The following is a 16,064-nucleotide window of genomic DNA, read 5'->3' on the forward strand; positions in this document are numbered from 1 at the left end:
CTTATTTGTTTTCAGTCGGTATATAGTGAATGCTTTCGGTATCTTCTGGATCTAAAGAAGGAGATTGTCTGTTTACTTTATTCATCACCCAAGCGAATACTAGGGGTAAAATCACCAATACAGAAATAGTTGAAGCTAACAATCCACCAATTACAGCTCGTCCTAATGGAGCCACTTGCTCACTTCCTTCTCCATGTCCGATAGCCATAGGTAGCATTCCTGCAATCATCGCTAAAGTAGTCATGGCAATTGGGCGAATACGCAATTTAGTTGCTTCAATAGCCGCAGCTGTGGAGGTCCATCCAATCTTGCGCAGCGTTTCTGCGTTGTTAATCAAGAGCACCGCATTCGCAATGGATACTCCGACGGACATGATAATTCCCATGTAGGACTGTAGGTTCACTGTGGATCCAGTTGCTTTGAGCAATAACAAAGACCCCAACATAACAAAAGGCACCGTAGTTAAGATAACAAACGACACTCTAAACGACTGGAAATTAGCAGTAAGCATCAAGAAAATCACAACAATAGCAACCAATAAACCACCTGCTAAACTTTTCATTGTATCATCCAACACAGGTGCCATTCCCATCAGTTCTACGTTTACTCCTTTAGGTAATTCTCCCAATTCAGCAATTGCTTTTTCTACATCTTCTTTGGCGCGATTCAAGTCTGTTTTATGTACATTCGCTATTACAGTGACATAACCCATCGTTCCTTCGTTATAACTCTCTGCCAATACTTTAGACTCTGTTATCGTTGCTACATCACTCAATACAGGGCGATCCGCATTTTTACTCAAAGGAATATTTCCTAACTCTTCTTTGCTATTCAATTGATTCTGGGGCATTTGTACTTGTACGTCATAGGCAATGCCCATCATACCTCCTACCCACATATTGCGGTTTGTATAGCGCGATGAAGCCGTTGTGGCAACCAAGGATTTGGCGATATCCATTGCATCTAATCCCAATTGTGCAGCGCGAACACGGTCAATATTAATCTCATACGCGGGATAATTCATCGAAATTGGCATCTGCTGATCGCGCATATAATCGATGTCCTTCAACTTCGTCAATAGCTTATTGGCAGTCATCATATTCATCTTACGCATCATCCCTGAAATGCGAATTTCGATTGGCGTATTCGTTCCTTGACTCAAAATTTTCTCCGTCAATTCAATCGGTTCAAAGGTCAATTTCAATTCGGGTAACTTCTCTTTGATTCGCTCGCGGATTTGGTCTTTTAATTCATCTGTATTTCCACTAAAATCTTTAAAGGCAATCTGCATAGAGGCTTCATGTGGACCTGCATTATACAGGTAGATTGGACTCACGGCAAACGAAGAAGGGTGTTGTCCCACAAAAGCCGAGGATATAGCAATCTTATCCTTGCCAAATAAATCTTCTAATTCAGCTAATAACTTTTTCACTTTCATTTCCGTATGCTCAATACGCGTTCCTTCTGGTGCAGTAATACGCATTTGTACCTGACTTGAATTCACCGTTGGCAAGACATCTTTTCCGATGTTTTGATACATAAACGCCACGGCTAACAATGCAAATACAATAGACCCCACAGCGATCATTTTCTTCAAGGGCATCAGTTTCTCAATTTGAGCCACCATGCGATTCTTGAATTTATCAAATCCTTTAGCTTCCTCCGAAATTGCGTGTTTCTCTGGATTGTATTTCATGATCCAGTTCGCCATAATAGGAACGAACGTCTGGGAAAGCAAGAAAGAAACAGTCATCGCAAATCCAATAGCCATGGCCAAAGGCATAAATAATGCGCCTGGAATCCCCGTCATCATGAATGCAGGAGCAAACACAGCTAAGATGCTGAATAGAATTAATAGCTTAGGAAAGGCAATCTCCTTACAGGCATCCCAAATGGCTTGTACCTTACTCTTACCGAGGGCAAAATGCTGGTGTATATTCTCAATGGTTACGGTACTCTCATCCACCAAAATACCAATAGCTAAAGCCAATCCTGACAATGTCATGATATTGATGGTTTGTCCAAATAATTTCAAAAATAAAACCGAAGAAATAATTGCAATTGGAATCGTCAGGATTACAATCAAAGCTCCTCTCGGATCACGCAAGAATAGCAAAACCATTAATCCTGTTAATAAAGCACCCAAAACGCCTTCTACAATTAAGCTTTTTACCGCGTTAATTACATTGACTGATTGGTCAAATTCGTACGAAATTTTCACATCATCCGGTAGGTTATTCTGAATATGTGGAATTGACTTTTTCAACTGTTGTACCACATCATAGGTAGAGGCTTTCCCTGACTTAGCAATATTGATGTAAACCGAGCGTTTTCCGTCCACAAGTGCATATCCGGTTGTAATATCAGCTCCATCTTTTACTGTAGCTACATCGCGTAAATAGACGTTGTCTACTTGTCCTTTAAACAACGGAATATCACCAAATTCCTCCACGGTTTTAAGCGTATTATTGGTTGGAGTCAGGTAATTCTTCTCTCCTACATATACGTTTCCTGATGGCATAGTCACGTTTTGTCTGCTTATCGCCTCTACGATTTGTTCTGGACTCATCTGATGCGTGCGCAGTTTATTTGGATCAATATTGATCTCAATCGTACGTGGAGAACCACCAAAAGGAGGTGCCGTTGTCATTCCTGGAATTTTAATCAAGAAAGGACGTGCCACGAAATTGGCGATATCTTGCAATTCGTTATTCGTTTTTGTTTCAGAGCGAAACACCAACTGTCCCACGGGTTGAGAAGAGGCATCAAAACGAATAATGAATGGCGGTGGAGCGCCTGGAGGTAAGAAAATCACAGAACGATTGGACAGGGCTGAGATAGAAGCAATCGCCTCTCCCATATCAGTTCCTTCGTAAAATTCAATTTTCATTAAGGTTAATCCTTGTGTATTTTTAGTATCGATACTTTTAATTCCATTGGCAAAAAGCATCATATTGACATACATCTTGGTAAAGTAACCTTCCATTTGTTGTGGTGTATAGCCATTAAATGAATGGGCAATATACACCACAGGTAGATTCATCTCAGGTAAAATATCCACCTGAATCTCTTTGGATGATTTAAATCCAAAGAACAACAAGCCTATAACCAATACCATAATAGATATCGGTTTGCGCAAGGCAAAACGAATTAAATTCATATTCTATTATTTTTGGGGAATAGCGTTGACTAAAAGTTGAATATCTCCTTGAGCAGAAGCCTGCATTAAAAGTGCTTGCCAAATGTTGTTTTGAGCCACTTCAAACGCAATTTCAGCACGTTGTAACGTGTACAAAGCTTGAGTAAAAGCAACCAAATCGCTCAACCCATTTTCATACAGGGCTTGTTGCTGATTAAAAGCAACAGTAGCCGCCTGTACTTCAATTGTACTGTGTGTCAAAATGCTAGCCGCGTTATCATACTGTTCTTTCGTTAATAACATTTGGTTTGTTAATTCACGATCCATTTTAGCATATTCCTCTTGCAAGCTTTGCGAAATTTTTTCTTGCTCTTTTACTTTGGATGTTGTTCGAAAGAAATGTGAAATATTCCACGTCAACTGCAATCCTACCAAATAATTACTGCGATCGATACCTACGCCATTGCTATAGTTTTTAGTAAATGCCGTATTATCTTGTACGTAGTTCCAATCAAAACCAGATCCTCTACCCTGAATAATTCCAAAGGCATTCAACTGGGGTAAACTACTGCGGTGCACGAGTTTCTCCATCGTTTGGCTTTGCTTTACTCGTTGTTCTTGCCATTGTAAGATAGGATGGTGTTCCATCGTGTATTCTTGTTCAAATACCACCGGTTTTGCTGTATAGAAAAGTGTATCTAATTCATACGATTGACGCTCAATATCCAATAAATCAGAAAGTTGTTTGTCCCATTCTAATTCTTTATCATAGGCTTTAATGTATGTCGTTTCAGCAAAAGCTACTTCAGCTTGAGCCAATCGCTCATCGACCTGAGCAATTAATCCACTCTTTACTTTTGCAGCTGTAACAGTATAGAATACTTTTGCTCGCTCCAGATTTCGCTGTTGAACCTCAACAATGCGCTGTGCTGCTACTAAATTAAAATAGGTAGCACTCGCCTTCACTTGTTGCTTGAAAATTTCTTGAGCCAAATCTTGTTGAGCGACTCCTTGTTGGGCTTTTGTCACGGCTACTCCTTGACGGGTTTTACCAAAGGAAAATAAATTCCAATTGACATTGGCAAAGTACAAAGATCCAAAGGCTGCATTCCAATTCTGTTCCGCCAAAGGCATAGAGGTTGCAGCAGACCCTAATCCGCCATAAGCGTATAAAGGTCCGTTTTGTGCATTAATTGTTCCGTAGCTTTGTTGAGCTCCGAACGTTAAATCTGGAAAATAATTTCCCTTTTGATTTTGGGTATTGTAAATGGAAGCTTGTAGTTGGGCTTCTTTACTTTTTATTAAGGGATAGCGTTGGGTAACTTGCTCAATGGCCTGTTCCAAAGTAAGTGTTTGGGCAGATACAGCACTTGCTGTACACCATAAAACAACACACGCTATTGTATTGAATTTCATTTCAAATCACGCGTTTAATTATACAATAACTCAGCAGTATCTAGCCCTGGGGGAAGATACCTTTAAAGTGTCTTGTACCAATCAAATTCGATATACGCAATGCTTGATATACAAAGGGATTTCCTTTGTTACATACAGATAATATAAGTAGGGAGTAAATACCTCTTTTGGTGCAGTACTAAATTCGTAGACCGCACCAAAATAACGGTGCAAAATAGCATCTACAAAAAACGAAACTTTTAAAACCTTAAACGTTGAATGCTGTACTTCTGACTTTACTTTTACAACTTCAACTTTGTCTTGACAGCAATTCTTCTTTGGTTCGTTAACCGTTTTTCCTTTTTTACTACAGAATGCACAATTTTCTTCTGCGTTTTGAGCAAAAGCCATACTTGTTTGCTGCACTAATCCTTTACAGATGTGCTGATATGTACTAAAGCCAGAGGCTAAAAAGAAGTACATAATACCAAATAGTATGACTAATATTCTCTTCATATATAGGGCGAAGATATCAACTCCTACACAAAAGAGTATTATATAATTTTTGGAATATATTGTATAATTTCACAGCGAAAAACACAACTGGTCGAAGATTATTTTTCGACTATATCCCCTTCTTTTACGGTTTTTAGATCCCCCACTAAGACGCGATTCCAGGCAGTATTTCCTTTTTGCACATATACTTTTCCGCCTTCTTTTTTCACGACCACAACAGGTATTGCTTCAACCGAATTCGCTTGGTTAACCGTCCAGATATACGGGGTATTATCACGCATAAAAAGCGCCTTTTCATCCAATACTTTCGTTGGAATATTTAAAATACTCAGTTCGATTTTTCGAATATCTTGTATATTGGGAATAGAAGAAACATTCAAGGTCATGATTATTTTCCCATCTTCATTAATGGATTGTTGTGTAAAAGATTCCAACACGGAAGAAGGCAATTGTAGAGCAGATTGATCTTGAAAAACAACTTTCGCTCTCGTTTGTTGCAAATGATTGCGCAAGAGTAAATAGTTCTCACTCGTCACTGCAATTTGTACTGATTTCGCTTGCCCTTGTTGTAAAAGTAATAGCGGTTGATTCACTTCAATGGTTCTACCCGCTCCTACCAGAATCTGTTTTACAATCCCCGCACTTGTTGCTTTAATTGTTTTTTCTACTGCAACTGCATTCGCAGATGAAGTTATTTTAGTTATTTGTTCTTCATACGCAGCAGCTTCTTTTTTTGCTGTATTGTATGCTTCATACTGTTTTTCATATTTGTCTTTGGCTTCCGTTCCATCTTCGCCTCGATCAATCGCCAATAGTTGTTCTAATTGCTCTTTGACCACTTGTTTCGCTTCTTTTGCTTTTCGTGTCGCTTTGCCTAAACCAATTGTATCTCCTTGCATTACACGCATCAAGGCAATTTCCTGCCCTACTTCAATACGGCTATTGACATCTACTTTTAATTGTATGAGTTCTCCTCCTCTATCTGCACGCATCGCAAGAGTTGGCGCTGGCGCCATTTGTGTCGCATAGGTTTGATTGACAACGATAACCTCTTCTGAAACAGGTTGCACCTGTACGCCTTCTGAAGCAAGAGGCAACTGTTCTTTTCCTGTTGTATTCGTTTCTTTGGTTTCACCTGCGCGTTCATTCATTCCGCGAATGCCCACCCAAACCAAAAAAACAATACAGCCCACCGTCATAATAATTTGTTGCGCTCTAACTTTTGTATTCTTCATAACTTGTTTCAATAAGAGTTACAAATATAACTAACAATCCTCCGATTTTAAAGTTCTTTTCACGCTCGATTTTCATTTTCTTCTACACCCCTACAAATCGTCTAAAAACAAAAACTGACTTCCTCAAGGAGAAGAAGCCAGTCTTTTTTTCATTCACAACAACACTTGTGATTAGTGTCCGCCTAACGCGCGATATAAATCAATTTTTGAAGCTAAGTAGTCGCGTTTTAATTCCGCATAGTTTAAATTACTTTGCAAGGCTAATGTTTGCGCATTAACCACTTCCAAGTAAGAGGCTTTATCCAAACCAAACATCACCTGAATATTGTCCAAGGAAGTATTTAAAAGTAGGACGCGTTGTTGTACTACTTTTTCTCTTTCTTGTAGTTTATCCATTTTCACCAACGCATCGTGTACATCAGCATAACCAACTACGACTGCATTTTTAAAGCTAATGGCTGCTTTTTCTCGTTCAATTACAGCAATTTCATACGCTGTTCTCAGTTTCTTCTGTTGAAAAATCGGTTGCACCAATCCTCCAATCACCGTTCCAAATAAAGAAGCAGGGGTATTAAACCATTGAGAAGCTTCAATTGCATTCAATCCTCCTTGGGCTGAGATCGTTAAGCTAGGGTACATTTCACCTTGAGCTGCACCTGCTTTTGCATTTGCTTTTCTCAATTCTAATTCTGCAATTTGAATATCTGGACGTTGACTTAGGAATTCCGCAGGTACACCTGTATTCAAATCCGTTGAAAATTGCAACGCATTAATAGAGGTTGTGCGCTGAATTTTCTGAGGAAAATGGTTGAGTAAAACCCCCAAAGCGCTTTCCTGCAACGCAATTTCTTGTTCGATTTGCGGAAGTAATTCCTGCGCCTCTAACCATTGTGCTTCTGCTTGTTGAACTGCTATGCTTGATTCGTTTCCAATCTTATACATTTTTTGCGTCAAGGCAAATGTTTTTTCGCGTAGCACCAATCCTTCTTCTGCAATGCGCAACTGCTCATCCAACATCAACAAATTGATATAAGCGGTTGCTACTTCAGCCACTAATCTATTTTGAATGGCTCTTTTTACTTCTTGTGTTTGCATATAAGAAGCCAAGGCCGCTTCTTTTTCTCGTCTAAGTTTTCCCCAAACATCCAATTCCCATGACAAATCTAGACGCGCAGTATAGTCCTTACTTATACGTGAAGCCCCTGTTTGTACAATCTCGCTGTTCTTAGACCACTCCGTGTGGTTTCCAGTCGCCTGCATGGTTAAACTAGGCAACAACGCCATTTTAGACTGTTTGTACAGCAAGTTTACTTGATCTATATTCTTGATTGCCAATTGTAAATCAGTATTTTGATCCAAAGCCAATTGAACATAATGCGCTAACTCCTCCTGACCAAAAAAGTTTTGCCAAGATAACTCAGCCATGGTATTGGCTGAACTATCGACCTGTGGATTGACATAAAACTGATTTGGAGTATCCAAAGCAGGTCGTTCATAATCTTTTCCGACTTTACAAGCCGTAAAGACAAGAGCAAGGGGTATGATATATACGTATTTTTTCATTTCAAATTTCTTTTTAAACTTCCGTTGGTTGTTCTGTTGCTGTTGGTGCGCTTGAAATTTTCTCTTGAATGTATTGGAAGAATACATACAAAATTGGGATAACAAAGACACCTAATACAACACCAAAGAACATTCCTCCAGCTGTACCGATACTAATGGAGTGGTTTCCTTGAGCAGATGATCCTTGTACGAACATCAAAGGCACTAATCCAGCAACAAAGGCAAAAGAGGTCATCAAGATTGGACGCAAACGCAAGCGCGAAGCTTCTAATGCAGCCTCCACAATGGATAATCCTGCATTTCTTCGCTGTACGGCAAATTCTACAATCAAAATGGCATTCTTCGCCAATAAACCGACGAGCATGATGAGTCCGACCTGTACATAAATATTATTGGCAATCCCCACAGCTCCAATGGCGAGAAAGACACCTATAATACCCACAGGTAAAGAGAATAAAACCACCAAAGGCAAGATGTAACTTTCGTATTGAGCAGCTAGAATGAAATACACGAATAAAATTGACAATCCAAAGATGAAAACCATCTGATTTCCGGATTGCTTTTCTTCTTTACTCAATCCCAACCATTCAATTCCGTAGCCTGTTGGTAATTTCTCTGAGGCAATCTGCTCAACTTTAGCCATAGCATCTCCTGTACTAACCCCTGGGCTAATAATACCGTTTACAGTAATCGCATTGAATAAGTTATGTCTACTAATGGCTTGTGGTCCATATACTTTTTCTAGTTTAGCTAACGAGCTAATCGGAATCATTTCACCCGATTGTGTATGCACATACAAGGTCTTAAATGAATCTTCATTCGCTCTAAAAGGCGCATCTCCTTGTACAAACACTTTAAATTGTTTTCCAAAGCGGTTGAAGTCATTCACTTGCGCACTTCCGTAAAACAATTGTACTGCAGCCATCATATCCTTTACTTCAACACCATGCATTTTCGCTTTTACTGGATCAACAACAATCTTATACATTGGGAAGTCTGCTTTAAACATAGTAAAAGCTTGTACTACCTCATCTGATGCACTTAAATCTGCATTAAATTGTGTGACAACATCTGCAAATTCATTAATGGTTCCACCTTTTCTATCTTGAACCACTAATTCCAATCCATCAAAATCCCCGAATCCAGGTACTGTCGGATTAGCAAAAACGAAGAAATCACCTTCTTTGATCGTCGATAGTTGTCCATTGATATCGGCTAAAATCTCATTGATATCGGTTACTTCCCCGCGTTCTGCTCTGTCTTTGAACGCGATGAATCCCATTCCATACGCTGGACTGGCCGCATTACCCAAAATATTAAATCCAGAAATTGTCGTTACCGATTTAATTGCTGGGTGATTGCGCATAATATCATCCCCTTCTTTCAATACTTTTGTTGTACGATCAATAGAAGATCCAGGAGGTAAAGACAACGCAAACATGGCAAAACCTTGGTCTTCATTTGGAATGAATCCCTTAGGCGTTGTATTCATTAATAGAACCATAGCTACAATTGATCCCAAAATCAAAGAAGCTCCCAGTACTTTTCTTTTTAATAAAAAGCGAATTCCACCAACATAGCGATTAGTTAATGCATTGAATCCATTGTTGAAGCTAGAGAAGAAACGAGCTAAAAATCCTTTTTTACTTGTTTCACCGTGCTCATCTGTATAGTGGTTCTTTAATAATAACGCACACAAAGCCGGACTCAATGTCAAGGCATTTACTGCCGAAATTAAAATAGCAATCGCGAGGGTAAAGGCAAACTGTTGATAGAAAACCCCTACTGGTCCTGTCATGAATCCTACTGGTAAGAATACCGCCGACATTACCAAGGTAATCGAGATGATAGCCCCTGTAATCTCACTCATCGCTTTAGAAGTTGCCTCTTTGGCATTTAATCCATCAATCATCATGGTGGCATGGACTGCCTCCACTACGACTATGGCATCATCCACTACAATTCCAATGGCGAGCACCAAGGCAAAAAGCGTCAACATATTGATGGAGAATCCCAACATATTAAGGAAGAACAAGGTTCCAATCAAGGAAACTGGCACCGCAATCGCAGGAATCAACGTCGATCTAAAATCTTGTAAGAACAAATACACAATTAAAAACACCAATAAGAAAGCTTCAATTAACGTGGTTTTCACCTGATTAATGGATTCATCTAGTTGTGTTTTACTCGCAAAGGTTACGTTGTAATTCAATCCTTTAGGCAATTGAGGTTTTAACTCCTCTAATACCCCGTAAATTTGCGTTTGAATTTCATTTGCATTCGAACCATTCGTTTGGAAAACCGCCATAGATACGGCTTCTTTTCCATTTACTTTATTTTCTTCATCATACGCTACTGCTCCAAATTCAATGCGAGCAATATCTTTCAAGTATAAAACATTTCCGTTACTATCTGCCTGAACAACAATTTGTTCAAACTGTTCTGGGGTATTGTATTTCCCTGGATATGTTAAGGTATATTGAACTGCACCACCGGCATTTTGGCCTAAATTACCTGCAGCAACTTCCAAACTTTGATTCTGAATCACGCGTTCAACATCTGAAGGAGTTAACCCGCGATTTGCCAATTTATGAGGATCCAACCAAACGCGCATGGCGTAATCTTTCTCTCCAAAAAGCTGTACGTTTCCTACTCCTTTAATACGCTTCAAAGCACGTACCACGTTAATTCTCGCGTAGTTTTGAACGAAAGTTTCATCATATAGCTCCGCATCATCACTGATGAGGTCAATCACCATAATCATTCCGCGTTGCTCCTTTTGGGTATTTACCCCTGCACGGATTACCTCTTCTGGTAGAATTCCCTGCACTTGTGCCACTCTATTTTGTACGTTTACTGCAGCTTGATCGGGATCTGTACCCAACTCAAAAAAGACTGTAATAGTCGCTGTACCATCATTACTGGCTGTAGATTCGATGTGAGTCATTCGCTCTACTCCATTGATGACTTCCTCTAAAGGAGTAACCACTGATTTTAGTACAGTTTCAGCATTCCCTCCTGGATAAGATGCATGCACAGCAACACTAGGCGGTGCAATATCGGGGAACTGCTGTACAGGTAATTCTTTCAGTCCTACAAGACCTAAAATTACCAATATAACAGAAATCACGGTAGCCAAAACAGGCCTGTGAATTATTTTTTTTAGCATGAAATTACCTTGTTAAATTGAATCTTTGTTGTTTGTTTTTTGTGGAAAGATGAACGTTATAAAACCGAAGCTTCACGCGCCGTTTCTTCTTCTTTTACTGCGCTAATTTGCTCATTGGACGTTGCTGTTAACGGTTGAACTTGATCGCCATCCGCTATTTTATCTAATCCCGTTGTAACGATTACTTCTCCGCTTTCGATACCCCCTTGAACAAAATACGTATGCAAGTTTTTACCCACAATTTTCAACTGTCTTTGCTCTACTTGATTGTCTTTTCCAAGTACATATGCAAACACTTTATTTTGTAAATCCATTGTTGCTGCGATTGGAATTTGCAAGACATCCTTTTTCTTCGCTACTAAATTGACAATGCCTGTTCCGCCATTTCGCAATAATTTGTCTGGATTCTCAAATACAGCACGTACGCTTAATGCATTAGTCGCCTTATCAAATTCACCATTAATCATATCCACTTTTCCATGTAATGGATAGGTATCCCCGTTGCTCAATTTCAATTCAATATCCATCGGTAAAACCTCTTGTTCTCCGTTACTTCCTTTAATTAAATCAAAATAATCTGATTCTGTTACTGAAAAATAAGCATAAATCTGAGAAATATCTGACATGGTAGTCAAAGGCTCTGCCTCACCTGCCGTTACTAAGTTTCCAATTAATTTGGGAATTCTTCCTAAAAACCCATCCACTGGAGCGACAACTGTACAATAGCTCAAATTCAATTTAGCTTCTGCAACAGCCGCTTTGGCTTGTGCTACCATCGCTTTTGCACTATCTAGGGCTGCATTTGCGGTTTGCAATTGAATAGGAGAGACAAACTTGTTTTCTACTAGTGATTTTACTTTGTCTTGTTCCAATTGCGCATTCACCAATTCTGCAGCTGCTGCTTTTAACGTTGCTTCTGCATTTTGTAGCTTGATTTGGTAGGGCTGTGGATCAATCAAAAATAAAGCCTGTCCCTTTTTGACATAGCTACCTTCCTTAACAACAATTTTATTGATATAGCCTGAAGCTTGTGCTCGAACTTCTACGTTAACCTTTCCTTGTAAAGAAGCGGTATAACTGTGTACTACTTCTGCATCTCCACGTTCTACAACCTCTGTTTTTACTTCAATATGTCCTCCCATCGATGCAGAATCACTTGAAGTCTGCTTACACCCTACTGCCGTGAGCAGGGTAATTACTGTTAGCCCTACATAAGCCAATACGCTTAGGTTTCTATAAACTCTATTCATAAATTTTCATATTTCACAACAAAAATGAAAAAAAGAGATTTTCAACACTTTTTTTTTATTTTGAAGTGTAAAAATTGGTTCCTGAACCGTAAAAACCGCGAACTAATCTGTAGGGGACAACTAAAAAAAGCTACCGAAGTAGCTTTATGAATTCAACCAATTTTTAAATAAGGGGGACTTTTCTCTACTGATTATTATTTCTCGTTGAGGGTCTTGAACAAGGGTAACTTTAAGCTTCCCATTGTAGTAATTTTGAATATTGTGGATACTATCGATATGCAAGATATGTTGTCTATTCGCTCTGAAAAACACAAGAGGATCTAGTTCCTCTTCTACCTCTTCCATCGTTTGACCGATGATGATTTCGCTTTTGTCTTTCAACACCAAATGCGTAATTTTTAACTCGGAATAGATATAGTCGATTTCATCTACTTTAACTGTTTTAAAACCATCCTTGTAAGGAATTAAAAAACGGGAACGATAGACAATTTCCTTTTTGTTTAAACTTCCTAAAATATGTTGAATAGAATCATTCAATCCCGCGGGATTTAAACTTTTATACTTTGCCAAGGCTTGAACCAAATCCTCCTCTTGCACTGGTTTCATTAAGTAGTCAATACTATTAACCTTAAATGCTTTTAGGGCGTACTCATCATACGACGTGGTAAAAATAACGGGAATATTCACTTGAATTTGTTCGAATATTTCAAAACAAAGACCGTCTTCTAGGCGAATATCCATAAAAATAAGATCAGGATCCGCATGAGTTTGCAACCAACTCACTGCCGACTGTATTCCTTCGACTACTGCCAATACTTCGATTGTTGGGTCAATTTGATGCAAGAGACGCATGAGTTTATTTGCATTTCTTTCTTCATCTTCTACAATCAATACCTTCATATCCCTATTTTTTAATTGGTGTAACTTCTTTCTCTAACTGCTAACAAAGGTAGCTTCACTATAAACTCCTCCGTTGTACTTGTAATTTCAACATCCAATTGACTCAACAAACGATAGCGATCGACAATATTGTCTAATCCTACTTTTGAGGATGGTAATTCGACCACCAGCTTTTGTAAATTATTGCGGACCACCACATATTGATTCACGACTTCGATGTGAATAATAAGGGGATGTTCTTTGGATGCGGTATTGTGTTTCACTGCATTTTCAACCAAAAGTTGTAAGGCAATTGGCGCGACAGCTTGTGTATTTTGAACGGTTTCTGGAATGTCAATAATTAGCTCTACCTTGCGTCCCATTCGCTCTTTAATCAAGTAAAAATACGATTCTACAAAGCTGATTTCCTCTTTTAAGCTAATGCTATTTTTTCTTACATTCGAAAGCATATAACGATAGACCAAAGCCAAATGATCAATAAACTTTACCGCTACCTGCTGATCTTCAATGACTAATTCTGACAGCGTGCTAAAATTATTAAATAGAAAATGAGGATCTAATTGCATTTTCAGCGTTTCCAATTCCGCTTGACTCGCAATGCGTTCTAACTGTTCTGCTTTAAGCTTTAATTCAGCTGCATCCATCATAGAGTTTTTCCAGTTTTTAATTAAAAAATAGCCGGTGTGAATCACACTAATAAAAATTCCAGTATTGATACTAATCAATAAAGACTGCCAGATATCAATTTTAGCTTCTAAATCTAAAATCTCTCCTGGTGCATATGGTATCCATACCAAATAAGCAATATTGAGGATACAATAAACAAGGAAAATAAAGAGAATCAACAACACGAGTTGAACAACAACACGCCAGGTTGCATACTTGGTCCAAGGTAAAACTTTATTCAAAGCATGACTCAATCGCAAACTGATTTCACTAATGAGTGTACAATAGACTAAAATCATAATGCCCGACTGCCAAAAACTATCTGTATCTATGCTTGTATACCATTCAGGATCGTACGGATTCAATAAGAAATGAGAAAATAAATACAATACAAAAACAGCAGGAATAACAACTAGCCGATAATGCTTTGTAAATAGCGATTGATCTATATTATTTTTTTCTACCTTTCTTTCCATATTTGTTAGCAAAAGTAAGTGACTTTTTACCGAATCGTTGAGATAAATAACTCAACAGGAATAATTATACGTTGAATCGTACAAATGTACTACTGTATCTTGACTTTCCTTACCAAAGTACGCAAAAGGCATAAAAAAAGCTAGCGGATTTCGCTAGCTTGTATTTTTTTCTGTTCTAGAAATTATAGTTTTTTCGTCCTATCTCCTTCACAACTACTGTTTTAGCAACGCTATCGTGCAAGGTTTGCTTTTTGTCATTTCCAAAGTACAAAAGATATCCAATACAGAACATCATACTAGAAACAATCGACATAAAGAAACGTCCTGTTGCTTGTCCGAAATCGATGGCATTACCTTCCATACTCAAGCATCGAATATTCATTACTCGTTGTCCAAGGGTTGCTTGCTCTTTACTTGAATGTAGAATCGCGTAATACAACCAAGGCCCAACAACGGGAATGATACTAGCAAATAAACAAATCAAACGATCCAATAGCAATGCAACAAATCGATCGCCAAAATTAGCATACTCCAAGTAAATTTCACCTTGAGGTGTAAAAAGCGTAACGTGCATTTTATCTGCGTGATAGACAACATTACCTATTCTTTCTTCATAAACTTGGGGCTTATTTTCTCCTTGTACGTGCATGGGTTTATATTGAAAGATATCTTGTAAATCTTCGATATAACGTGCTTCTGTCCAATTTGCTAAACCTTCATACCACAGTAACGTTTGAGCAGTAATACCAATTTCGACCAATTCGCTCTTTGTATAAGGTCCTTGTTTTTCACTGTTGCGAACGATAAAATATTTTGTATCCATAGCGTTATTTCTTTATGTAAACATACAAAAGCATTTGATATCCTCACAACACTTTTTTACAATTTTATTTGTCAAAAGAGACTAATTCAATTTCTTTTAAATCCTCGTGATTCAGCACCTCAACAATCAATTCGTTATTTTTCAATTCTTTGATTTTAAACTGAAAATTTTCACCCAAACTTGTACTAGACATTCGAATTAAATTACCTTCTAATACCCAAGAACCCTGATCCTCACCCAAGCTATACTTATCTACAGCTGTAAACTTATTGTCTTTGAGTGTAATATGCACAGATGAAAGTTGATAAGCTAACTTCTTTGCTCCTTTACATGACTCATCAAAAACAAAATGAGCGGCAATCCAATTCTTTTCTAAATTATCCTCCTTCACTAATTTAATCGACTTTGTATCGATGTCATTACTACCATCTTCTTTGCTACAACTAATTAATAGCGATCCAAGACTAGCTGCAATCATGACAGCCATTGTCCATTTTAAAACTTTTTTCATAACATAGTCTATTAAGGGGTTAAACAACAGTTATTTTTAATTTTTTGTTTTAAACTACTTTTTTACATCGTATCTAATTTACTAAAAAAAGTTTAAAAAAACATTTTTTTATTAATATTTATAATTATAATCATACTTTAACCTAATTAAGCAAGTATGTTTAAGAATAATAGTTAAAACAATAAATTAAATTTTAAAAAGACGTCTTTATTACTTATTAACTAGTCACAAAAGTATTGGATAAATGAAGGGGTAAAAATGACAAATATCATCAGTATTTACAATACTTTCCCGATATTTAGAGTGAGGCATTTACTGAAAATCTCAGCAGACTTAAAATCAAATATTTACCCCTTCCCTATCCCATAAAAAGCTAAATATTATCATTATATTAACATACTGTATCTTTTTTAGTTCTTTT

General features: G+C 37.9%; 11 protein-coding genes. All 11 read right to left on the bottom strand.

All coding sequences use genetic code 11. The features are described from left to right. Position 1: 1 nt before the first annotated feature. A complete protein-coding gene (locus AWV75_RS04030) occupies positions 2 to 3,160 on the bottom strand; it encodes an efflux RND transporter permease subunit (RefSeq protein ID WP_060873151.1) in 3,159 nt (1,052 codons plus the stop codon). A 6-nt stretch (positions 3,161 to 3,166) separates the two neighbouring features. Further along, positions 3,167 to 4,555 (bottom strand): TolC family protein, encoded by a 1,389-nt coding sequence (locus AWV75_RS04035; RefSeq protein ID WP_060873152.1) that lies wholly within the window; start codon positions 4,553 to 4,555, stop codon positions 3,167 to 3,169. Between the two features lie 81 nt (positions 4,556 to 4,636). Continuing rightward, entirely contained in the window at positions 4,637 to 5,050 is a 414-nt protein-coding gene (locus tag AWV75_RS04040; protein ID WP_060873153.1) for an HYC_CC_PP family protein, read from the bottom strand. A gap of 98 nt (positions 5,051 to 5,148) precedes the next feature. Further along, the gene (locus tag AWV75_RS04045) at positions 5,149 to 6,285 is read right to left on the bottom strand and encodes an efflux RND transporter periplasmic adaptor subunit (protein WP_060873154.1); all 1,137 of its coding nucleotides are present in this window, start codon (positions 6,283 to 6,285) and stop codon (positions 5,149 to 5,151) included. Positions 6,286 to 6,456: 171 nt separating this feature from the next. Beyond that, entirely contained in the window at positions 6,457 to 7,848 is a 1,392-nt protein-coding gene (locus AWV75_RS04050) for an efflux transporter outer membrane subunit (protein WP_060873257.1), read from the bottom strand. A 13-nt stretch (positions 7,849 to 7,861) separates the two neighbouring features. Beyond that, positions 7,862 to 11,017: an efflux RND transporter permease subunit gene (locus tag AWV75_RS04055; protein ID WP_060873155.1), complete on the bottom strand. Its 3,156-nt coding sequence runs from the start codon at positions 11,015 to 11,017 to the stop codon at positions 7,862 to 7,864. 56 nt (positions 11,018 to 11,073) lie between these two features. Further along, positions 11,074 to 12,267 carry an efflux RND transporter periplasmic adaptor subunit gene (locus AWV75_RS04060; protein ID WP_060873156.1) on the bottom strand — a complete coding sequence of 398 codons (1,194 nt, stop codon included), beginning with the start codon at positions 12,265 to 12,267 and terminating at the stop codon, positions 11,074 to 11,076. Positions 12,268 to 12,411: 144 nt separating this feature from the next. Next, complete coding sequence (locus tag AWV75_RS04065) at positions 12,412 to 13,167, bottom strand: LytR/AlgR family response regulator transcription factor (RefSeq protein ID WP_060873157.1); 756 nt, start codon at positions 13,165 to 13,167, stop codon at positions 12,412 to 12,414. Between the two features lie 11 nt (positions 13,168 to 13,178). Further along, a complete protein-coding gene (locus AWV75_RS04070; protein ID WP_060873158.1) occupies positions 13,179 to 14,309 on the bottom strand; it encodes a sensor histidine kinase in 1,131 nt (376 codons plus the stop codon). 175 nt (positions 14,310 to 14,484) lie between these two features. Next, entirely contained in the window at positions 14,485 to 15,132 is a 648-nt protein-coding gene (locus tag AWV75_RS04075; protein WP_060873159.1) for an RDD family protein, read from the bottom strand. 64 nt (positions 15,133 to 15,196) lie between these two features. After that, the gene (locus tag AWV75_RS04080) at positions 15,197 to 15,643 is read right to left on the bottom strand and encodes a hypothetical protein (protein ID WP_060873160.1); all 447 of its coding nucleotides are present in this window, start codon (positions 15,641 to 15,643) and stop codon (positions 15,197 to 15,199) included. Between the last annotated feature and the right edge of the window lie 421 nt (positions 15,644 to 16,064).

Origin of the sequence: Myroides odoratus (assembly GCF_001549985.1) — a bacterium.
In the GTDB taxonomy this organism is placed as follows: Bacteria; Bacteroidota; Bacteroidia; order Flavobacteriales; family Flavobacteriaceae; genus Flavobacterium; species Flavobacterium odoratum_A.